This window comes from Nonomuraea sp. NBC_00507 (genome assembly GCF_036013525.1).
Classification (GTDB): Bacteria; Actinomycetota; Actinomycetes; order Streptosporangiales; family Streptosporangiaceae; genus Nonomuraea.
Genome location: NZ_CP107853.1, coordinates 6,339,436 through 6,359,120 on the forward strand (window position 1 = coordinate 6,339,436; position 19,685 = coordinate 6,359,120).

At 69.9% G+C, this 19,685-nt stretch carries 23 protein-coding genes; 7 read left to right on the top strand and 16 right to left on the bottom strand.

Features of this window, described 5'->3' with window-relative positions; all coding sequences use genetic code 11:
• Position 1 precedes the first annotated feature (1 nt).
• Genes OHA25_RS30630 through OHA25_RS30640 form a run of 3 tightly spaced genes read right to left on the bottom strand, consistent with a single transcriptional unit; the run spans position 2 to position 2,693 of the window.
• Positions 2-1,381, bottom strand: coding sequence for a xanthine dehydrogenase family protein molybdopterin-binding subunit (locus OHA25_RS30630; RefSeq protein WP_327590897.1), 1,380 nt, complete (start codon positions 1,379-1,381; stop codon positions 2-4).
• Positions 1,381-1,884, bottom strand: coding sequence for a (2Fe-2S)-binding protein (locus tag OHA25_RS30635; protein WP_327590898.1), 504 nt, complete (start codon positions 1,882-1,884; stop codon positions 1,381-1,383). Before OHA25_RS30635 ends, OHA25_RS30630 begins: the two co-directional genes overlap by 1 nt.
• A gap of 11 nt (positions 1,885-1,895) precedes the next feature.
• The gene (locus OHA25_RS30640; protein ID WP_327590899.1) at positions 1,896-2,693 is read right to left on the bottom strand and encodes an FAD binding domain-containing protein; all 798 of its coding nucleotides are present in this window, start codon (positions 2,691-2,693) and stop codon (positions 1,896-1,898) included.
• A gap of 94 nt (positions 2,694-2,787) precedes the next feature.
• Here OHA25_RS30640 and OHA25_RS30645 point away from each other — a divergent pair, with 94 nt between their 5' ends.
• Positions 2,788-3,471, top strand: coding sequence for a GntR family transcriptional regulator (locus OHA25_RS30645; RefSeq protein WP_327590900.1), 684 nt, complete (start codon positions 2,788-2,790; stop codon positions 3,469-3,471).
• Positions 3,472-3,525: 54 nt separating this feature from the next.
• Here OHA25_RS30645 and OHA25_RS30650 read toward each other — a convergent pair whose 3' ends face one another.
• A complete protein-coding gene (locus OHA25_RS30650; protein WP_327590901.1) occupies positions 3,526-3,990 on the bottom strand; it encodes a MarR family winged helix-turn-helix transcriptional regulator in 465 nt (154 codons plus the stop codon).
• 180 nt (positions 3,991-4,170) lie between these two features.
• Here OHA25_RS30650 and OHA25_RS30655 point away from each other — a divergent pair, with 180 nt between their 5' ends.
• Entirely contained in the window at positions 4,171-4,992 is an 822-nt protein-coding gene (locus OHA25_RS30655) for an NAD(P)H-binding protein (protein WP_327590902.1), read from the top strand.
• 11 nt (positions 4,993-5,003) lie between these two features.
• On the opposite strand, the gene OHA25_RS30660 is transcribed toward OHA25_RS30655, so the two are convergent.
• The 3 genes from OHA25_RS30660 to OHA25_RS30670 form a co-directional block, all read right to left on the bottom strand.
• A complete protein-coding gene (locus tag OHA25_RS30660) occupies positions 5,004-5,210 on the bottom strand; it encodes an RICIN domain-containing protein (protein ID WP_327590903.1) in 207 nt (68 codons plus the stop codon).
• A gap of 13 nt (positions 5,211-5,223) precedes the next feature.
• The gene (locus OHA25_RS30665; RefSeq protein WP_327590904.1) at positions 5,224-5,853 is read right to left on the bottom strand and encodes a class I SAM-dependent methyltransferase; all 630 of its coding nucleotides are present in this window, start codon (positions 5,851-5,853) and stop codon (positions 5,224-5,226) included.
• A gap of 134 nt (positions 5,854-5,987) precedes the next feature.
• Complete coding sequence (locus OHA25_RS30670; RefSeq protein ID WP_327590905.1) at positions 5,988-6,764, bottom strand: Fpg/Nei family DNA glycosylase; 777 nt, start codon at positions 6,762-6,764, stop codon at positions 5,988-5,990.
• A 190-nt stretch (positions 6,765-6,954) separates the two neighbouring features.
• Between OHA25_RS30670 and OHA25_RS30675 the strand changes: the two genes are divergently transcribed.
• Positions 6,955-7,362 carry a YbhB/YbcL family Raf kinase inhibitor-like protein gene (locus OHA25_RS30675; RefSeq protein ID WP_327590906.1) on the top strand — a complete coding sequence of 136 codons (408 nt, stop codon included), beginning with the start codon at positions 6,955-6,957 and terminating at the stop codon, positions 7,360-7,362.
• Between the two features lie 17 nt (positions 7,363-7,379).
• On the opposite strand, the gene OHA25_RS30680 is transcribed toward OHA25_RS30675, so the two are convergent.
• Entirely contained in the window at positions 7,380-7,685 is a 306-nt protein-coding gene (locus OHA25_RS30680) for a BON domain-containing protein (RefSeq protein WP_305921978.1), read from the bottom strand.
• Between the two features lie 185 nt (positions 7,686-7,870).
• Here OHA25_RS30680 and OHA25_RS30685 point away from each other — a divergent pair, with 185 nt between their 5' ends.
• Positions 7,871-8,500 carry a phosphoribosyltransferase gene (locus tag OHA25_RS30685; protein ID WP_327580432.1) on the top strand — a complete coding sequence of 210 codons (630 nt, stop codon included), beginning with the start codon at positions 7,871-7,873 and terminating at the stop codon, positions 8,498-8,500.
• On the opposite strand, the gene OHA25_RS30690 is transcribed toward OHA25_RS30685, so the two are convergent.
• The 3 genes from OHA25_RS30690 to OHA25_RS30700 form a co-directional block, all read right to left on the bottom strand.
• Positions 8,497-9,471: an FkbM family methyltransferase gene (locus tag OHA25_RS30690; RefSeq protein WP_327580433.1), complete on the bottom strand. Its 975-nt coding sequence runs from the start codon at positions 9,469-9,471 to the stop codon at positions 8,497-8,499. The genes OHA25_RS30685 and OHA25_RS30690 overlap by 4 nt on opposite strands.
• A gap of 86 nt (positions 9,472-9,557) precedes the next feature.
• Positions 9,558-10,907, bottom strand: coding sequence for a sensor histidine kinase (locus OHA25_RS30695; protein ID WP_327580434.1), 1,350 nt, complete (start codon positions 10,905-10,907; stop codon positions 9,558-9,560).
• A gap of 275 nt (positions 10,908-11,182) precedes the next feature.
• The gene (locus OHA25_RS30700) at positions 11,183-11,380 is read right to left on the bottom strand and encodes a hypothetical protein (protein WP_327580435.1); all 198 of its coding nucleotides are present in this window, start codon (positions 11,378-11,380) and stop codon (positions 11,183-11,185) included.
• 495 nt (positions 11,381-11,875) lie between these two features.
• Here OHA25_RS30700 and OHA25_RS30705 point away from each other — a divergent pair, with 495 nt between their 5' ends.
• Genes OHA25_RS30705 through OHA25_RS30715 form a run of 3 tightly spaced genes read left to right on the top strand, consistent with a single transcriptional unit; the run spans position 11,876 to position 13,196 of the window.
• Positions 11,876-12,727 (top strand): endonuclease/exonuclease/phosphatase family protein, encoded by an 852-nt coding sequence (locus OHA25_RS30705; protein WP_327580436.1) that lies wholly within the window; start codon positions 11,876-11,878, stop codon positions 12,725-12,727.
• Positions 12,720-12,848: a twin-arginine translocation signal domain-containing protein gene (locus OHA25_RS30710; protein ID WP_327580437.1), complete on the top strand. Its 129-nt coding sequence runs from the start codon at positions 12,720-12,722 to the stop codon at positions 12,846-12,848. The genes OHA25_RS30705 and OHA25_RS30710 overlap by 8 nt, the downstream gene beginning before the upstream one ends.
• Before the next feature lie 15 nt (positions 12,849-12,863).
• Positions 12,864-13,196, top strand: coding sequence for a PhoD-like phosphatase N-terminal domain-containing protein (locus OHA25_RS30715; protein ID WP_442942214.1), 333 nt, complete (start codon positions 12,864-12,866; stop codon positions 13,194-13,196).
• Between the two features lie 36 nt (positions 13,197-13,232).
• Here OHA25_RS30715 and OHA25_RS30720 read toward each other — a convergent pair whose 3' ends face one another.
• The 5 genes from OHA25_RS30720 to OHA25_RS30740 all read right to left on the bottom strand — a co-directional run bounded on the left by OHA25_RS30720 (position 13,233) and on the right by OHA25_RS30740 (position 19,653).
• Positions 13,233-15,404, bottom strand: a complete 2,172-nt coding sequence (locus OHA25_RS30720; RefSeq protein ID WP_327580439.1) for a family 43 glycosylhydrolase — start codon at positions 15,402-15,404, stop codon at positions 13,233-13,235.
• 3 nt (positions 15,405-15,407) lie between these two features.
• Positions 15,408-16,217, bottom strand: a complete 810-nt coding sequence (locus OHA25_RS30725; RefSeq protein ID WP_327580440.1) for a carbohydrate ABC transporter permease — start codon at positions 16,215-16,217, stop codon at positions 15,408-15,410.
• Positions 16,214-17,128: a carbohydrate ABC transporter permease gene (locus OHA25_RS30730; RefSeq protein WP_327580441.1), complete on the bottom strand. Its 915-nt coding sequence runs from the start codon at positions 17,126-17,128 to the stop codon at positions 16,214-16,216. The genes OHA25_RS30725 and OHA25_RS30730 overlap by 4 nt, the downstream gene beginning before the upstream one ends.
• Positions 17,128-18,459, bottom strand: coding sequence for an ABC transporter substrate-binding protein (locus OHA25_RS30735; RefSeq protein WP_327580442.1), 1,332 nt, complete (start codon positions 18,457-18,459; stop codon positions 17,128-17,130). The genes OHA25_RS30730 and OHA25_RS30735 overlap by 1 nt, the downstream gene beginning before the upstream one ends.
• Before the next feature lie 192 nt (positions 18,460-18,651).
• Positions 18,652-19,653: a LacI family DNA-binding transcriptional regulator gene (locus tag OHA25_RS30740; RefSeq protein ID WP_327580443.1), complete on the bottom strand. Its 1,002-nt coding sequence runs from the start codon at positions 19,651-19,653 to the stop codon at positions 18,652-18,654.
• Positions 19,654-19,685 lie beyond the last annotated feature (32 nt).

Here is a 19,685-nt window from a genome sequence, read left to right on the forward strand (position 1 = left end):
CTCAGCCCTCCGATCGCTCGGTCGACGACATCGCCCGGTACTCCGGCGGAAGGTCGTGCCCCACCAGGTCAGCGGCGCTCTGGATCACCTCGACCAGCGCCGTGCCGGACGCGATCTTGCGATGCGCTTTCATGTCGCCGTCCCGGTAGGCGTTCTTGAGCCGAAGCTGCAGCGGGTCCATGTTCAGCTCCCGGGCGATGCGGTCCATGTGCGACTCCAGTGCGAAGTCGCCGATCGTGACGCCGAACCCGCGCATGGCGCTGGACGGCGTCCGGTTCGTGTAGACGCAGTAGGCGTCGACGTGGACGTTCGGGATCGTGTACGGGCCGGGCATGTGCGCCGCCGCCTTGGTGGTGCCGTACGGGCTGTGCCGGGAGTACGCGCCCGCGTCCACGTAGAGCGTGATCTTGCGGGCGACGATCCGGCCGTCGTCCATGACGCCGTCCTTGATATAGATGCGCTCGGCCGCACGCGGGGATGACACCTGCATCTCCTCGGCGCGGCTGTAGACGTACTTGGCGGGCCGGCCGGTGAGCGTGGCGGCGATGCAGGCGAGCGGCTCGACGATGACGTCGACCTTGCCGCCGAATCCGCCCCCGACGGTGCCCCCGACGACGCGCAGGCTGGTGGGCGGGACGCCGAGGATGAGCGCGGTGTTGTCGAGGGTGAAGAAGGCGGCCTGGGTGTTGCTGTGGATCCGCAGCCGGCCGTCGCCCTGGGGGACGACGATGCAGCCGGTCGGCTCGGTCGGCGCGTGTTCGATCGGCGAGGAGCCGTAGACGCCCTCGATGATGCGGTCCGCCTCCGCGAAGCCCCGCTCGACGTCGCCGAAGCGGACCCGGCGGCAATGATGTCCCTCGTACACGAAGTGGTTGGTGCCCGCCTGCTTGATGATCGGGGCGCCGTCGGCCAGCGCCTCCTCGACGTCGAGAACGGCGGGCAGGTCGGTGTAGTCGACCACGACCCGGGCCGCGCCCTCGCGGGCGGCGTCCTCGGTCTCGGCGACCACGGCGACGATCGGCTCGCCGCGATAGAGGACCCGATCCTCGGCCAGTACCGGCTCGTCATCGGGCCCCACGCCGATCAGGCGCAGCACGACGTACCAGTTGCCCGGCACGTCCTCGTGGGTGATGACGCGCAGCACGCCCGGCACCGCGAGGGCGCCGGAGACGTCGACCCGGTTGATGAGGGCGTGGTGCCGCGTGGACCGGTGGATCTTGACGTGCGTCATCTCCGGCAGCGTCATGTCCTCGAAGAAGACCGTGCGGCCGGTGACGTGACCGCGGGCGTCCGAGCGCTGGACCGCGGAGCCGATGACGTCGAAGTCGCCCGCACGCTCGCCCTTGAAGTACGCGACGTCGATCGGGGTGAGGCGTGCCATCAGACCTCGGCCTCCGCGGGCTCGAGCCGGGCGCCGCGGCGGCGCTCGGCGGCGGTGAGGACGGCGGAGATGATCGGCTCGTATCCGGTGCAGCGGCAGACGTTGCCGCAGATCGCCTCGGTGACCTCCTGACGGGTCGGATCCGGCTTCCGGTTGAGCAGCGCCGTGGCGGACATGATCATCCCGGGGGTGCAGAACCCGCACTGCGTCGCGAAGAGGTCGACGAACGCCTGCTGGACGTCGCTGAGCCGGTCTCCGTCGGCCAAGCCCTCGATCGTCTCCACGGCAGAACCGTCGACCGTCACGACGGGGATCAGACACGAGACCACAGGCCGGCCATCCAGCAGCACCGTGCAGCTGCCGCAGCCCCCTTGCGCGCAGCCGCGCTTGGCCCCCATCAGCCCGAACGTCTCGCGCAGGGCGGTCAGCAACGTCGTCGATGGCCGGGCGATCAGCTCCCGCTCGGCGCCGTTCAGCTTGAGCGTGACGATTGTCGAGGGCATACGACTCCCTTTCATGCCCCGAGCAGGGCGCGACGCAGGTGGACGGGGTAGACCCGAGCGCGGTACCAGGCGGAGGCGTAGGCGTCGTCGAACGGCTCGATGACGTCCGCTTCGGCCGCCCGGGCGATGACCTCGGCGTTCAGCGGCGCGCCCAGCAGAACGCGCTCGGCGCCGACCGCGCGCACCAGGCGGCGCGCGAGGCCGCCGAGCACGAGACGCACGTCGCCGACCAGGCCATCCTCGATCGTGATCCGGGCCGCCACCGTGACGATGGATCCTGAGTTGAGACGCCGCCGAGTCGCCTTGTAAAACCGGAACGCATCCTTCGCCGGAGCGGTGAACCGGACACGGGTCACCAGCTCGCCCGCCCGCGGGCCGTCGGTGACGAGCCGCTCCAGCGGCTCGCGGCGCGCGCCGTCGGCGCCGAGCACGTCCAGCTCCGCGTCCAGGGCCAGCAGAGCCGCCGCCAGGTCGCCGTACGGCTGCGGCACGAAAAGGTTGCCGGCCACGGTGGCGAGGCTGCGGACCGGCGGGGAGGCGATCGAGCGGACACAGCCGGACAGGTAGCTCAACCGGGCGTCGTCCTCGATGTCCGCGAGCGTGGTGGCCGCCCCTAGGGCCACGGTGGCGCCGTCGACGTCGATGCCGGACAGCCCCGCCCTGCGCAGGCTGACCAGCCGCAGGTCGCCGCCGGCTTGATCGTTCAGCCGGGCCATCAGATGGGTGCCGCCGCCGAGGGGCAGGGCCCCCGCCTGAAGCGCCGCATGAGCCGCCTCGGCGCTCTCCGGCATCTGAACCGATATCAGCATGCGCACTCCCATTATCGATATCGATAATTGGAGCATAGGTGGCATGATCTAAGAGTCAAGGGCGCTCTGGGCCCTCAACGTCACAGGAGGCTTGTTGTCGGAGAACCTCGTCCCGCGCTCCGCGCGGCCGACGCTGAGCCAGCAGATCCGCGACGGTCTGCTGCAGCGGATCGTCTCCGGCGAGCTCGGCGAGGGGGACCGGCTGATCGAGACGAAGATCGCCATCGAGTTCGGAACCAGCCAGGCCCCGGTCCGGGAGGCGCTTCGGCAGCTCGAGGGCCTCGGCCTCATCGAGGGCCAGCCTCGTCACGGCAGCCGGGTGCTTCCCTTCGCCGAGCAGACGATCCGCGAGGCGTACATCGTACGGGCGGCACTGGAGGAGACGGCGACGCGGCTCGCCATGCTGGCCGGAACCCTCCCCTTCGACCGGCTGGGGGAGGAGGTCGAGGAGATGTACCGCTGCGCCCGGGACAACGACGTGCACGGCATCGGCCTTGCCAGCGCACGGTTTCACCGGCACGTCGTCCAGGCCGGCGGCAACGGGCTGCTGACCCGCGCCTGGGAGGCGCTGCAGATCGAGGCGCGCACGGCCATCGCCCTGATGGTCACCAGGCCGGAGCTCGAGCGGGTCGCCGATGAGCACCGCGAGCTCCTGGACGTCATGCGCGCCGGTGACGTCGAGATGGCCTGCCGTCACGCCCGCGACCACCAGTGGGCCTACGCCGACACGCCGCACGACCCGTACGGAACGCCGAAACATGAGGACTGGAACGTGTGACGGCAGACCCGCATCACGTGCTGAATCGTCGTGCGGGCCCGTCGCGTTCCGGGCTCAGGAGTCCGCGGTGAGCCGCTGCGCCTGCGCACGGCCGACCGCGGCCGCCCGGTGGAGAAAGTCGGCGATCAGGGCCAGCTCCGCGTCGTCGTAGCGGTCGAGCGCCTCGGCGAACGCCCTGCCCGGGATCTCCCAGGCCGAGCCGATCCGCGCGCGGGCTTCGGGGGCGAGGGCGACCAGGGCCCGCCTGCGGTCGTCGGGGTCGGCCTCCCGCACGACGAGGCCTGCTTTGTCCAGCCGGTCGACCAGGCGGGTGGCCGCGCTGGGGGTGAGGCCGGTGAGGCGGGCGATCTCGCCACTGCTCACGGGGCCCGACTCCAGGTCGAGCAGCGCCACGCACTGCAGGTCGGTGGGGTGGATGCCGAGCCGGTCGGCCATGGCCTGGTTGAACAGCGTGTAAGCCGCGTAATGGCGCTGGCTCTCATCGGCGATGCGCTTCAACGTCTCGGCTCGGTTTGACACAGGCCGCTCCATGCTCCTAATAATTTGCATCATGCAAACTTTGCGTAGATCAAAGTTTGCGCCACGCCTTCATCCTAGCTGGAGACTCGCATGCTCGTCGGCGCGTCTCGCCTGCTACGGCCTGGTGTGGCTCCTGCCGAGCACACCGCAGACCCTCCACTCGAAGGGATATCAACAGAAATGACCACTCTTGTCACCGGCGCCCGCGGTGCCGTCGCCAGCGCGCTCATCGGCCTCCTGCGCGAGCAGGGGCGGCCCGTCCGCCCGGCCTCCAAGGCCCCCGCCGACCCGTCGGTCGTCAAGTGCGACTTGAGCGACCCGTCCACCTTCACCGCCGCCCTCGCGGGCGTGACGTCGGTGTTCCTGTACGCCGAACCCTCGCACGCCGGCGAATTCGCCGAAACGGCCGCCGCGGCCGGAGTCGAGCACATCGTCCTGTTGTCCTCATCGGCCGTGCTCACGCCCGATCCCGACGCCGGCCCGCTGGCCAAGTCCCACATCGACGCGGAACGCGCCGTGGCCGCCTCGGCGGTGCGGAGCACGTCGCTACGGCCCGGCACCTTCTGCGGTAACGCGATGGCATGGTCGTGGCCCGTCAAATCCGGGACGCCGATCAGCCTGCCGTACCCGGACGCGCACATCGATGCCGTCCACGAGGCCGACGTCGCCGCGGTGGCCGCCGCCGTGCTCGCCGACCCCGCGCTCGGCGGCCGGCCGTACACGCTGACCGGGCCGCAGTCGCTCACGTTCACCGACCAGATCGGCATCCTGTCCCGCGTCACCGGGCGTGACATCTCCGTCAAGCACGTCACCCGGCAGGAGTGGAAGGCCGAGATGGCCCAGTACATCGACGGGCCCGTCGCCGACGCCCTCCTGGACTACTGGCAGAGCTGCGACGGCCGCCCGGCCGAGCTCACCACGGTCGTCGAAGAGCTGACCGGGCGTCCCGCGCGCACCTTCGCCTCATGGGCCGAGCAACACCGAGCCGCCTTCCTGGACTGACCCGTTGGTGGCTAGCCGGTCACCACGTGCATGTACCACTGCCGTGACCGGTCGCTGTCGCAGTCGTACTGGACGAGACCGACGTTGTTCCAGGTGCTGGTGCCGCCGGCGACGGTGACGCATTTACCGGTCAGCCGGTTGATCAGGATGACCTCGCTACCAGCGGTGGCGCCGGTCGGCGCGGACAGGGCGGTCAGGCTCAGGGCGAGAGTGGCCACCGCTCATACGCGTCTAGTCACCGTCGCCGACGGCCTGCGTCGCCCGGGGACGGCGGGCTAGGTAGACCACCGCGGGCGGCAGGTTGCGCCAGACGGTCGTGCTCGTCACGACCTCCTCGAACTCTGTCCGCAGGCCGCCGAGGAGCCGCCTCGCCGGGGCGGCCCAGCGCGTCCAGTTGTAGGCGAACTGCGTGTAGACCCCAGCGGGGGACAGAACGCGGGCCACCGACTCGATCAGAGGGGGCTGCCCGGCGTAGGCGACCCACGGCAGGCCGCTGACCACGACGTCCACCGGCCCGACGCCGAGCCTGGCGAGCAGGCCGGGCAGGTGTGCGGCGTCCTCGCACACCACCTCGACCGACGGGTACGCCCGCGCGATCTCCGCCGCGAACCGGTCGTTGAGCTCGACCACGATGTGCCTGCCGCAACCGCCCAGCCGTCGCTGGATGGCAGAGGTGAAGGCGCCCGTCCCCGCGCCGAGCTCGACCACCACCGGCTCGCCGCGCTCCGGGACGCCCACCACCATTTGCGCCGCCAGCCGCGCCGAGCTCGGCAGCACCGAAGCCGTGCGCAGCGGCGACCTGACGAATTCCCGCAGGAATCGACCGCTGCCGGCGCCGTGGCGCTCCTGATCGATTGTCACAGTCCTGCTCCCCGAGCTCGCTCCGCCATCCTGCTCGAATCCTGGCGTACGTGCGGCGGTGCGATATTGCACGCACGTGGCTCAGAGGTGAACACAAGCGATCTTGCGCAGGCTCCCGGCGTGGCAGCGGCCGGTCAGGGAGGTTGGCAGCGGGGGCACCAGACGGTTGTACGGCCCGCGATACGGCGGCTGGACAAGGGCGTGCCGCAGCGCGGGCAGGGGCCATCGGGCTCGTCGCGGATCCCGGTGAGCCAGGTGTCACGCGCGGGCACGCATTCGGCCTTGATCGCCTCCCGCAGGACCCGGCGCATCGCCTCGTACAACGCGGCGTGTCCGCCTTCGTCCAGATCTCCCACGGCGCGCAGCGGATTGATCCGGGCATGCCAGCAAATTTCGTCGGCGAGCAGGTTGCCCAGGCCGGCGATGAACGTCTGGTCGGTCAGCACCGACTTGAGCCGTCCCCGGCGACCCGACAGCAGCTCGTCGAAGCGCTCGCGTGACACCTCGCGCGCGTCCGGGCCGAGCTCGCCGAGCACCCGCTCGACCTGAGTCTCATCGCCGGCAAGGCGGATGCCCTGGAGTTTCCGCATGTCACGAAAGCGCAGCTCACCGTCGTCGAACTGCCAGACGACACGGTCATGCCGGTGCAATGGCTCGCCGGGCGGATGCCAGGACAGTGAGCCGGTCATGCCGAAGTGCAGCATCAGCACCGGCCCGCCGGCCGGGGCGATCAGCCACTTGCCGTGCCGTCGCGGCCGCTCGAACCGGTGTCCCCGCAGCGCGCCCGCCAGTTGCCGCGCGCCGATGCCGCGAAGGACCCCCGGGTCGCGCACGCGCACGCCCCTGATCGGCTCGCCGGTGTGCTCGGACAGCACCCTGCGGAAGCCCTCCACGTCAGGAAGTTCCGGCATGAGGAAAGCCCTGCCCACGCAGCCCCGTCCCATCCCTGAGCCCGCTGTGTGTCTACCGCGCCGAAGGCCCCGCCGGTCACCTGCGCCGCCGCCGAGGTGGGGTTGAGGCAGGTGTGGAGCCTCACTCGTGGGGCAACGGGTGGGCATGGCTGGAATAACACTGCGCAGCAGCGCATTCAGCGATCATGCGATGATCCCACGCGAACACTCTCACGAGGCCGGCGACGTCTCCCCCGCGTTGGAGTGGGCCGGCGTGCCGGATGAGGCGGCTGAGCTGGCGCTGCTGTGCGAGGATCCCGACGCCCCCGGCGGCACCTTCACCCACTGGCTGGTCGCCGGCATCCCGCCGGACGCCTCCGGTCTGGAAGCAGGCGACGAGCTGAAGGCCTTCACCGTCGGTCGTAACGACTTCGGCACGCAGGGATACGGTGGGCCGCATCCGCCGCCGGGCGATGCTCCGCATCGCTACTTCTTCCGCCTCTATGCCATGCCCGCGCCGACCGGCCTGGCCGACGGCTTCTCCGCCGCGGAGTTCCGGCGCGCTACCAAGGGTAACGTGCTCGCCTCGGGCACGCTGGTCGGCACGTACGGACGATAGGCCGGGCTCACCGTTTCCTAGGGCGCGCCACTCTGGCGGATCACGAGCTGGTTGCTGACGTCCACCACGCCCGGCGTGTCCCAGGCGTCATCGCCGGCCGCGCGCTTGGCCAGCCAGGTGCTCACGTCACCACCCAGAATGACGACCCGCTGCTTGACGTCCACCCGGATGTCGGCGTCCTTGGTGTGCGGGTTGTCCCGTAGTCGATCGACCAGCTGAGACTTGATCTCGCGGTCGGTCGGCACGGCCGGGTGCTGGTCCCGCCAGCCGTAGTAGTAGCGGTCCGGCGGGTAGCTCCAGGCCGGGAGCGGGGACGGGGACATGATGTGCCTCCATGATCTCGACCGATGTCACCAGTCCGCTACCCCTGCCGAGGCCGGGCTATCACCCCAGGTCAGGCGGCCCCGCCACGGTTCGATGTTGACTGCTGCGGCCGGCGGGCAGGGTGGCCTCATGGGCTTCCTCGCGACCAAGGACTTCCGCCGGATCCCACCTGAGGTGATCACGCATGTTCGCTGACCGCACGGATGCCGGACGCCGTCTGGCGGCACGCCTGCAGCACCTGCGCGGGCAGGACGTCGTGGTGCTCGGCCTGCCGCGCGGCGGGGTGGCGGTGGCGTTCGAGGTGGCCCGGGAGCTCGGGGCGCCGCTGGATGTCATCCTGGTCCGCAAGCTGGGCGTCCCGATCCAGCCCGAGCTGGGGTTCGGGGCGATCGGCGAAGACGGCGTACGCGTCATCAACCCCGCGATCGTGGATGCCGCCCGCCTGACCGCCGGCGACATGGAAGAGGTGGAGGAGCACGAACGCGAGGTGCTCGGCCGCCGGGCGGAGCAGGTCCGCGCCGGACGGCCGAAGCTGCCCCTGACCGGCCGGACCGCGCTCATCGTCGACGACGGGATCGCCACCGGATCCACCGCCCGCGCCGCATGCCAGGTCGCCCGCGCCCAGGGGGCCTCCCGCGTCGTCCTGGCCGTGCCGGTGTGCCCGCCCGAGGCGGCTGAGCAGTTGCGCGCCGACGCCGACGAGGTGATCTGCACGGAGACACCCGGCGATCTCGGCGGCATCAGCCAGTGGTACCACGACTTCCGCCAGGTCGACGACGAGGAGGTCGCCGACCTCCTGCGCAGCGCCGGCTAGAGGTCGTGCCATTGCCGGACCGCGTCCAGGTGCTCCTGGCGGCCGATGGCCACGAGATTGGAGCGGTAGAGGCCGATCGTGCCGGGGGCGTCGAGGTCGGCTCGGGCGCACGAACGCAGGACGTTGTCCAGCTCGTCCACCAGCAAGACCCAGCGATAGTGGGCGAAGACGAGGTCGAGCAGTGCGCCCGCGTCGCCGCCGCAGTTGGCCTGGAGCTCGGGATGCAGCTCGAACAGCAGCGTCGGCGCCGAGGCCAGGGTCTGAGCCGCACCTTGGAGCACGAAGCCCTCGTACCCCTCGACGTCGATCTTGATGACGTCGGGCTGCCCGAGGCCGCTGCCGTCGAGGTAAGCGTCGATCGACGTCATGGGTACGGTGACGGCACCGGCAGGCGTCCCCACATTCGCCACGGCGGCCGAGTGTTTGCCGGACTGCTCGCCTGACAGGTGGAGGGTCAACTCGCCGGGTGCGGACCCGACGGCCATCTCTTCTACGGTCACGCGGCCCGCCAGCTCGTTGCCCTCGACGTTGCGCCGCAGGTAGGCGACGTTCTCCGGCACCGGCTCGAAAGCGATCAACCGTCCGTCCGTCGGCAACCGCACAGCGCCCGTACACGCGTAGACGCCGATGTTCGCTCCGACGTCGACGATCGAACGGCTCACCGAAGCCAGCCGCTCGAAGACGCGGACCTCGAACTCCTCGTAATAGCCTGCCGAGATCGACGGCATGATCGTCGCGTCCCACGCCGGACCGGTCAGCACGACGCCTCGGTAGTGCACCTTCACATCTCGATCGCCGGCCGCGACGCCTACCCGGAACACCATGTGGTAAATCCGGTTGACCAGCGGGAACCGCCGGATGCTCCGGCCCCCTAGCACGGTGCGGGTCAGCCGGCTCCTGTTCGCCGACCTCGCCGCGCGCATCATTCCGATAGCGATGGTGTGCCGCAGTCGCTTCAGAGAAGGGGGCATGCTGAAGAAATTTATCAAGCCGATGAGCCATATGTCGGTATATCCGCAACCCCAACAGGTCGATGGCCGCCCATCCCGGGCCGGCTTCAGTCCGGCGCCAGTGGCAGGCGCAGGACGAAGTTGGCCCCCCGCGGCGAGTCCTCCACGGTCAGCATGCCTTGATGCGTCTGCGCGATGGCCCGCGAGATGGCGAGGCCGAGACCACTGCCGTGCGGATCGCGCCGGCGCCCTTCGGTCAGGCGGACGAAGGGCGTGAAGATCCGCTCGCGGTCGGCCGGCGGGATGCCGGCGCCGTCGTCGAGCACACTGACCGTCGCGTGCCCGTCCGCGCGCACCACGCTCACCTCGACACCGGTCAGAGCGTGACGCTGGGCGTTCACGAGCAGGTTCACCAGCACCTCGGCGATCTGGACGGGGTTGCCGAACACCGCCACGTTCTCGTCGGCGTGGATGCGAATCGGCACCTTTCCGCCCTGTCGTGCGACCTCCTCGCGTGCCAACGCGGTGAGATCCACCCGCTGGGGCGTGTGCGACGAGGTGCGCACGCGGGTCAGCGCCAGCATCTCATCGATGATCAACTGGCAGCGCTCCAGCGTGACCAGCGCATCGTCTATCGCCGTACGCGGGTCCACGTCGGAATACAGCTGAGCCTCTTCCAACTGGGTACGCAGTCCGGTCAGCGGGGTGCGCAACTCGTGAGACACCATCGAGGCGAAGTGACGCTGATGGTCGACCGCCTCCTGCAGCCGCGACAGCGTCTCGTTGGCGGTGCGGGCCAGCAGCGCGATCGCGTCCTGCCCGGACGGCTGCGGCACGCGCATGCTCAAGTCGGTCACGGTGACCTGGGCGATCCGCCTGCTTATCGCCTCCACCGGGCGCAACGCCTGCCGGACCAGAATCCAGGCCACGCCCGCGAACAACCCGCTGGCCAGCAGGACGGCGGCGCCGAGGAGAAGCTCCAAGGTGTGCGTGGCCAGGATCGCGGGTTGCGCGCGACCGGCGTACACGATGTGGGATTCGCCGCCCCACAGCAGTTGCTCCTCTTGCGGCGAGGGCCTGACGGCCGTGAACATCACGCACTGCGTGGCGGAACATTCCGTGCGATGCTGGATGCGATCATCGGATGAGGGCCAATATTTGCTCAGTGCCGGCCGGCCGGCAACTGCTCTGCTGGCCGACTCGACCTCGCCGGATGAGTTGACCAGCTGGATCAGGTTGACGTCCGAGGCGGTGACCGGGGGCGGGGGCCGTGCCTCGTTCATCGCTCCGATCCAGTCGACCGCCGCCCGCTCGGTGTCTTCGAAGACACGCTGCTCCACATCGACGCGGATCGCGAAATCCGCGACGATTCCCACGGCACTGAGAGCCAGCAGCGACAAGAGCCCTGTTGCCAAGGTCAGCGTCGCCTGGACAGAAAGGCGACGGTGAAACGACACTTTGCGACCTTTCCGGTGTCTGCCGGCCTCGGAGAAGGCGCCAGACACGTTCAGCTCTCGATGTTCCCGCCTTTCCTGCTGTCGGCGTATCCATCCGGCACCTGGCACCTGACGTCCGCTGAGAGGCGCCAGATCCCGCGCCACCTCACGTTGTCCTGTCCGTGGTGCCTATGAAAGGCAATCTTGCAGCTCACGGCTATCATTTCCCTCGCCGGTCGCGGAAGACGACCCTGCCTACGGTCAAAGTTCTTTGGCCGTCCTTTGGTCAGGTCCGCTCAGGCGCTCTGCCGGACGCGGCGCAGGAGGCGGGCGATCAGCGCCGGCATGGCGAGCACGGCCGCGAGGATGCCGAGGGCCGCGGTGCCGGCGAGCGTCCATTCGAACGTGCTCGGAATGGCCTGGTCGCCGACCGCGCTCAGATCCTGGATGGCGATGCCGGTCCCCAGGACACACAGCAGGCCCGAGCACAGCACCAGCGGGATCAATCCGCGGCGGCGGCGGGTGAAACGCGAACACCGCCCCGGGCGCCATGATGGCCACGAAGAGCAGGACGATGAACAGCGATCCCTCCCACGAGACCCCCCTGCGACTCCGACCGCCACTGTCGCCAGGCGCATCAGCACCCGGGCCAGCACGCCTGCGGCCACTCCGACGACGATCGCGCTCGCGAGCCCCGCACCCAACCTGACCAGCACTCTTGCCCGCCCTTTACTGTCTTTCTTCACCGCTCTGATCGGAACGCTCAGGCGAGAGCCAGGTACGCCGAGAAGTCCGAAAGCGGTTCTACCGCCCGCACGCTGACGATGTCCATGGCAAAGCTTCACAACGCGATCCATCGCGGAGATCCGCGAACGGGCCGCTGACCGTCACGGCAGCCGGGCGGCGGTGAGCAGGGCGGTCATGTGCCGGGTGCCGCGCCGTCACCGATCCGCCACGCGCAAGTCACGGCCGGCCGTCATGATCTCGGCATGTTCGCGTCACGCTTAGCACAGGTAGCCCGCCGTACCGCGGGAATCGCCGCGGCCGCCGTACTCGTGATCACGGCCGCCACCACCACGGCGAACGCCGCCTCGGACGTGCCCGATCGTCGCATCAGGGTCGCGACCTTCAACATTCACCACGCCCAGGGCGTGGACGACAAGCTGAACCTGGAGCGCGTCGCCGATGTGATCCGCACCGGCGAGGCCGACGTCGTGGGCCTGCAGGAGGTCGACCGGCACTGGTCGGAGCGGAGCGAGTTCGCCGACCAGGCGTCCTGGCTGGCCGAGCGGCTGCACATGCACGTGGTCTACGGCGCCAACCTCGACCTCGACCCGGCCACCCCCGGCGCGCCGCGCCGCCAGTACGGCACCGCGATCCTGTCCCGCTACCCCATCCTCGACTCGGACAACACCCTGCTGCCGCGTTACGAGGGCCACGAGCAGCGTGGCCTGCTGCGGGCCCTGGTTCAGGTGCGCGGGGTGCGCGTGCAGGTGTTCAACACCCACCTGCAGCACAACAACGCCAACGAGCGCCTGGAGCAGGTGCGCGCCATCCAGCCCCTGGTCGGCGCGCGCGAGGAACCGGTGGTGCTCACCGGGGACCTCAACGCCCGCCCCGACGCGCCGGAGATCCGCGCCCTGTCCGACACCCTGTCCGACACCTGGCCGCAGGCGGGCGCGGGTGAGGGCTACACCTACCCGGTGGCGGGCCCGAACGCGCGCATCGACTACGTGTTCACGTCGGCCGATGTCCGGGTCGAATCGGCCGCCGTCGTCGCGAGCGATGCCTCGGACCACCTGCCGCTGTTCGTCGACCTGCTGGTCGGCCGCCGTGGCTGATGCCCTCCGGCGTCGCGGATTCCTCTCCGGCATCGGTACGGCCGCGGGACTGGCGGCCCTCAGCCAGGTGCCGCTCGAGGGCACCGCGCTCGCGGCGCCACGCCTGCGCGGCGAGGAGTAGCCGTTCAAGCTCGGCATCGCCTCGGGCGACCCGACGCCGGGTGGCGTGGTGTGGTGGACCCGCCTGGTGCCTGATCCGTTCAGCCCCGACGGCGGCATGGCGAGCCGTGCGGTGCCGGTGGACTGGCAACCGGCAGTGGATGAGAGCCTGCGGAATGTCGTCAAGCGGGGCCCGCACATCAAGTTCTTCGACGGCGACCGCCGCGGCTACGTCACCTGCCGGCTTGACGAGCACGAATGGCGCCCCGACCTGCGCATGGTGCCCACCGTCAGCCGGGCGGACGCCACCGCCACGACCTTCGCCTCGTTCGTCGTGGAGGACCGCCGCCCGGGAGCCGTCAGCGTTTAGCCGTGGTCCGGAGCCCGGTGACGGGCTCCGGGACCATCACTTGCTCCGGTAGAAGCGCACGTAGTCGAACTCGGCGTTGACGGCCGGCTGCGCGCCTCCATGGGCGACCAGGCCGATCCGCGGCGCGGTGTCCTTCGGGAACGTCCACACCCCGGCCCACGTCCACGTCTTGCCGTCGCGGCTGGAGCCGGCGCGGAACTCGTGCTCGCCGTTCGCCGGGTCGACGTGGTGCGCGAGCCTGAGCCACGTGGTCTTCGCGGGCGGGCCGGCGATGTTGCCGCCGTACGACAGGCGGCCGGCGAACGGGAGCTCCCTGCCGTACTCCACCTGGCGGGTGTTCCAGATGGCCACCTGGCACAGGCGGGCGAAGTCGTCGTCGGAGGCGTACGCGACCAGGCCGGCCTGCTGGTAGTTACGCACCGTGTCCTCGCCCAGGTCGAGGGTCACCTTGGTCTCGACGACGTAGTCGCCCTCGGGCGGGGTGCGGAGCAGCACGCCGGCGGTGTTGGCCGTGCCGACCAGGTCAGATCCCTGGACCGGCCAGCGGAGCACGCCGTTGGTGACGCGCGCGGAGGTGTCCTCGCGGACCCACTGCCAGCCCTTGCCGTCCTCGCTGTCGAACTCGTCGGCGTCGAGCAGCGTGCCGGGGCGAGGGACCGCCGCCGGGCGGGTGACCGGGGTGAAGAGCCGCGCCACGCTGACGTTGTCGAAGTCGGCCTGGCCCTCGGCGACCAGCCCGAACGTGCCGGACAGCGGGACGGGGGAGTGGAGGCGCACGGTGGCGCGCGGGTCGCCGAGCCGATCGGCCGAGCCGACCTGAGCGCTGATCGTCCGGCCCTTGACCGTGACGGCCAGATTGCGCCAGGTCGCCGCGCCACCCGGCAGGGCGGCCGTGCGCCGGGCCCCGCCTGCGGTCACGAGCAGCTCGTCGCCGGACACCAGCACGGTCGCCCCGCCGATGCGCAGGCCTCCCGACCGGCCGGTCAGCCGGACGTCCGTCTCGGCACGCAGGTCGCCGCCGACGCCTCGGCGGGCGATCAGCGTTGCCGCCTTGGCGTTTCCGGCGCCATGCCGGGCAAATCCATCGTGTACGGTCCAGCCGTCCGAGCCACGCCATCCCGACAGATCACCCGTGAAACGCTCGTCCACGGTCCCGCGCGTGACCGGCGCTTCTCCCGACCGCTCCGATGGCCCGGCGCCCGCCCGCACCACCGGCCAGTCGCCGATCCAGTCCAGCCGGTCCAGCAGCATGGGCCGCTCGTTGATCCCGTAGGGCTCGTCCAGGAACGGATCCGCCCGGTCGATCGCGTGGTACAACATCCAGTCCTGCCCGGACAGGTCCGTCAGCTGCGAGTGATGGCCGGTCCCGATCCAGCGGTTGCCGTTCTGATCCAGGACGGGGGTGCCGCCGGCGCGGGAGGCGAGCAGCGGCTGCCCGTCGCGATCGACGAACGGCCCGCGCGGGCTGGTGGCTCGCCCGGCCAGGACCGAATATCCGGTCGTGGGCCCGGCGCAGCAGTTCGCGGACGAGGCCAGCAGGTAGTAGAACCCGTCACGCCGTACGACGTACGCGCCCTCGAACTTGTTGTCGATGGCCACTTGGGTCGGCTGCCCCACGGTCCGCAGCCCGTCAGGGGTGAGCTCCGTAACCCACAATCCCCCGAAAAATCCGCCGAAGTAGAGATATTTTCGCCCATCCACATCCGTGAACTGCGCCGGGTCGATCGTGTTCCAGTACGAGTCTCCGGCCGGCCGCGGCGGCACCACGGGAGCGGCCTGATGCGTCCATGGCCCGGTCGGCGACGGCGCCGTGGCGACCCCGATCGAGAAGTCCCACGGATGCGGGGTGCTCGCGGTGTTGGTGACGGTGAAGTACATGACGTACCGCCCGTCGAGATACCGGACCTCCGGCGCCCACAGCAGGCTGCCGGGTGCGGCGTACGGCGGCAGGTTGTCCTCCCCGAACGCGTCACCCACGTACGTCCACTCCACGAGATCGCTGGAGCGGGCGATGGGCAGCCGGTGGTGCCTGCCCTCCCCTTCTCGCAGCGGATCGGAGGTTCCGTAGGAGTACCAGTAGCCGTCGAGCCCGCGGATGACCGCCGGATCGGCGAAGGTGTCGGCGAAGCCGGCCGACACGGGGTTGGCGTAGGAGGATGGACCGGACAGTAAGGACAGGACCAGCGAGGCAACCGCTGCGATGCGCATGTATCAGCCCTTCAGCCCACTACGGGAGATGCCTTCGATGACGTAGCGCTGCGTCAGCGCGAACAGGATCAGCACCGGCACGCTGGCGAGCACGGCCCCCGCCATGATCACCGGGTAGTCGATCGTGTAAGCGCCCTGCAGGATGGACAGCCCGGGCGGCAAGGTGAAGTAGTCCGGGCTGAAGATCACGAAAATCGGCCAGATGAAGTCGTTCCAGTTGCTCAGGAAGCTCAGCACCGCGAGCGTGGCCAGGGCCGGCTTGGACAGCGGCAGCGTGATCCGCAGGAAGATGTGCCAGTGGTTGGCCCCTTCCATGAGCGCCGCCTCGTCCAGCTCCCGCGGCAACCCCAGGAAGAACTGCCGCAGGAAGAACACCCCGAACGCCCCCGCCGCCCCCGGCACGATCAACGCGGTCAGGCTGTCGAGCCACCCCAGCGCGTCCACGATGAGGAACGCCGGAATGAGAAAGACGAACCCCGGCACCAGCAACGTCCCCACGATGACGCCGAACATCATCCGCTTGCCCCGGAACTCCAGCCGGGCCAGCGCGTACGCGGCCAGCGACGACACGACCAGCACGAGCAGCATCTGCCCGGTCGCGGCGATGAGGCTGTTGGCGAACCACCGCAGCACCGGCGTCTGCGTCGTGCCCTCGAACAGGGTGCCGTACGCCCGGGCGGTCGGCTCGGCCGGCCAGACCGTGGGCGGGACGCGGGTGGCCTCGGTCTGGCTCTTCAGCGAGGTGCCGAGCGCCCACAGCAGCGGCGCCACGAACACCACGGCCAGCGCGACCAGGACGGTGTACCGCCTCATGATCGCCCCCTGAACAGCCGGAAGTTGATCACGCTGACGACGATCAGGGCGAGCGTGAGCACGTAGCTCATGGCCGAGGCGCTGCCCATCTTGTACTGGCCGAGGCCCTGGTCGAGGATGTAAACGATCGCGGTCCTGGTCTCGCCGCCTGGCGCGCCCTGGGTGAGCAGGTACGACTGGCCGAACATGTTCGCCGAGGCCAGGATGGTCGTGGTGATCACGAACAACATGACCGGCCGCAGCCCGGGCAGCGTCACGTGCCGGAACTCGGCCCACCGGCCGGCCCCGTCCACCTTGGCGGCGTCGTACAGGTCGCGCGGGATGTCCTGCATGCCCGCCAGATAGATCACGCCGTTGAACCCCAGCGTCCACCACACGGTGACGCCGACCAGCGCCACCCATCCCCACGGCAGCGACGTCGTCCACGCGATGTCGGTGCCGAGCAGCCAGTCGACGAGTCCGAGGTTCGGGTCGAGCAGCAGCCGCCACATCAGGCAGACGACGGCGACCCCCAGCACGTACGGCGCGAAGAACAGCCCGCGAAAGAACGTCCTGCCCCGGAAAGACCGGTTGAGCAGCAGCGCGATCCCGAGCGGCAGCACCACCAGGAACGGCACACTGAGCAGCGTGAACAAGCCGGTGGCCCGCATCGACATCCAGAAATCGGCGTAGACGGCCGAGGCGGGATCGAAGAGCGCGGTGTAGTTGTCCAGCCCCACGAACGGCCTGCCCTCGAGCAGGAAGTCCCAGTCGTGCAGGCTCACCCACACGCCGTAGATCGCGGGCGCCAGCACGAACACGCAGAACAACACCAGATACGGGGCCATGAACAAATACGGAGTGGCCCACCCCGACCAGGCGACGGGCGTCGCCGCCCTGGCCGTGGAGGCCTTCGCGGTGAGCGTGGCCATCAGGCGCCGTACTTCTTCCGGTTCTGCTCGAGGATCTTGTCCGCTTTGGCGGACGCTTCGGTGAGCGCGTCCTTCGGGCTCTTCTTCAGCAGGATCGCCGCGTTGATGGCCTGGTCCACGACGGCGGAGGCGTCGCCGATGCCGGCCACGGACGGCAGGAAGTACAGGTTGTCGATCTGGGAGCCGATGGCCGCCTGCTCCGTGAGCGCCTGGAACTCGGCGCCGTCGCGGATGGACTTGCGCGCCGGCACCTGCCCCGCTTTGGCCCATTCGATGGAGTGTCCGCTGATCCAGTTGATGAAGACCTTGGCCGCGGTCAGCTTGTTCTGATCGGATGTGCGCTGCTTGAAGACCACGAACTGGTGGGAGCCCGCCCAGGCGGCGGGCTTCGTGCCGATCTGGGGGAGTGGCGCCACGCCCCACTCCAGGTCCTTGACCGCGCGCAGCGTGTTGATGGACCAGATGCCGTTCCAGTTGAAGGCGTTCTTGCCGTTCTGGAGGGCGATGAGGTCGGCGTCCTGTCCCACGTTCTTGGGGCTGTAGCCCTTGTTGACCAGCTCGACCAGCCAGGTCAGCGCCTGCACACCGGGCTCCTCGGCGAAGCGGGAGACGCTGGCGTCGTCGGCGAACAACTGCCCGCCGTGCTGGTAGAGCAGGCTGCCGAACTGCATGCTGCTGGTGAACGGGAACGGCGTCGCCCAGTGCCCCTGGATGCCGGCCTTCTTCAGGGCTTCGAGCTCGGCCAGGTATTCCTCGCCGGTCTTGGGCGGGTTGTCGGGGTCGAGCCCGGCCTTGGACAGGACGGTCTTGTTGTAGAACATGCCGAGCGGGTGCACGTCGAGCGGAATGGAGTAGCGAGCGCCCTTGTAGACGCCGGCCTGCCAGACCGGCGGGGAGAAGTCGGCCTCGGTCAGGGCGAGTGCCGTGGCCACGTCGTCGAGGGGCAGCACCACCTGGCGGGCGGCGTTGGTGGCGACGCTGTCCACGTGCATGATGCCGAGGTCGGGGCCCTGGCCGGCGGCCACCGCCGCGGGGACCTTCGCGTAGTAGTCCGCCCACTGGTAGACGTTCATGGTCACTTTGATGGTGGGGTGGGCGGCGTTGAACTGCTCGATCAGCCGCTTCATGAACGGGCCGTCGCCGCCGGTGAAGCCGTTCCAGAACGAGAGGGAGACCGCCGGGCCCGTGTACGTCGTCGGGGCCGCCGTCGTCGCCGGCTGCTGAGCGGCCTGTCTCGGCCCGCCGCCCCCGCCGCAACCGGTGAGAACGAGGGCTCCGAGGCCGAGGCCGAGCGCACGTCGCCGGGTGAGGTTGTCCAGGGACATCTGCATCACACTCCTGACCCATATGGTGATGCCTCGTTCTACATCGTTGTATCTAACGTTGTAAACAGCGCCGCCGGGGTTCGTTACAGCGTTGTAAACCGGGCCCGTCCACTGCCCGCGCGCATGCCGGACACCGCCGTGAGCAGCCCATCGGGGGCGGGGACGTGCCGCCAGGGGGCACGAGACACCAGGCGGTGGCTAGGGCGCGGTGGTTTCGCGGGCGAGGAGGCGGTGGGGGGCGCAGAGCTCCTGGGGCGGTGGCCCGGAGGTGCCGGCCAGGCGCGTGGCGAGGAGATCGACGGCGGATTCGGCGATGTGGGTCTTGTCCGGCGCGATCGTCGACAGGCTGGGAGTGGAGAAGCGGCCGTCCTCGATGTCGTCGAACCCGATCAGCGCCACGTCCTGCGGCACCCGCACCCCTCTGGACAGCAGCGTGCGCAGCGCGCCCAGCGCCAGCGTGTCGTTGAAGCAGAAGACCGCGTCGGGCGGCGAACCCGACTCGAGCAGCCGCACCATCGCGGCCGCCCCGTCCGAGCGGTGGAAGTCGCGCACGTACGCCACCGCGTGCGCCGTCAGCGAGGAGTCGGCCAGCGCGCTCTGGAACCCGCGCAACCGCTGCTTGGCCGTCATGGCCGAAGCAGAGCGCTGGGCCCCGATGGCGGCGATGCGGCGGCGGCCGAGCTCGATCAGGTGTGTCGTGGCCAGCCGCGCCGCCGCGATGTTGTCCACCGCGATGTGGTCGAGCCGCGAGCGGCCGACCCGCTCGCCGAGCAGGACCATCGGTGTGTGGTCCGTCCTGGCCGCCAGATCGGCGCGGGTGAGCGCGAGCGGGCTGAACAGCAGGCCGTCGATGAGCTGGGCCCTGATGCCGGACACCACCAGCAGCTCCTTGGCCCGCTCGCCCTGGGTCTGGTCGATGAGCACGGTCCACCCGTGCCGGTCGGCCGCCTCGATCACCCGGGTGGCGAGCTCGGCGAAGTAGGGGATGGACAGGTCGGGGACGGCCAGCGCGATCACGCCCGATCGGCCCTGGCGCAGGTTGCGCGCCGACAAGTTGGGCCGGTAGGCCAGCTCGGCGATCGCCGCCTCGACCTTGGTGCGGGTGTCGTGGCTGACGTGCGGATAGCCGTTCACGACGTTGGAGACGGTTTTGACGGACACTCCGGCGTGCTCGGCGACGTCCTTCAGCCGTGGCCGCATGATCCCCCCTCTCCAGCTCGGAAAGCACTCTA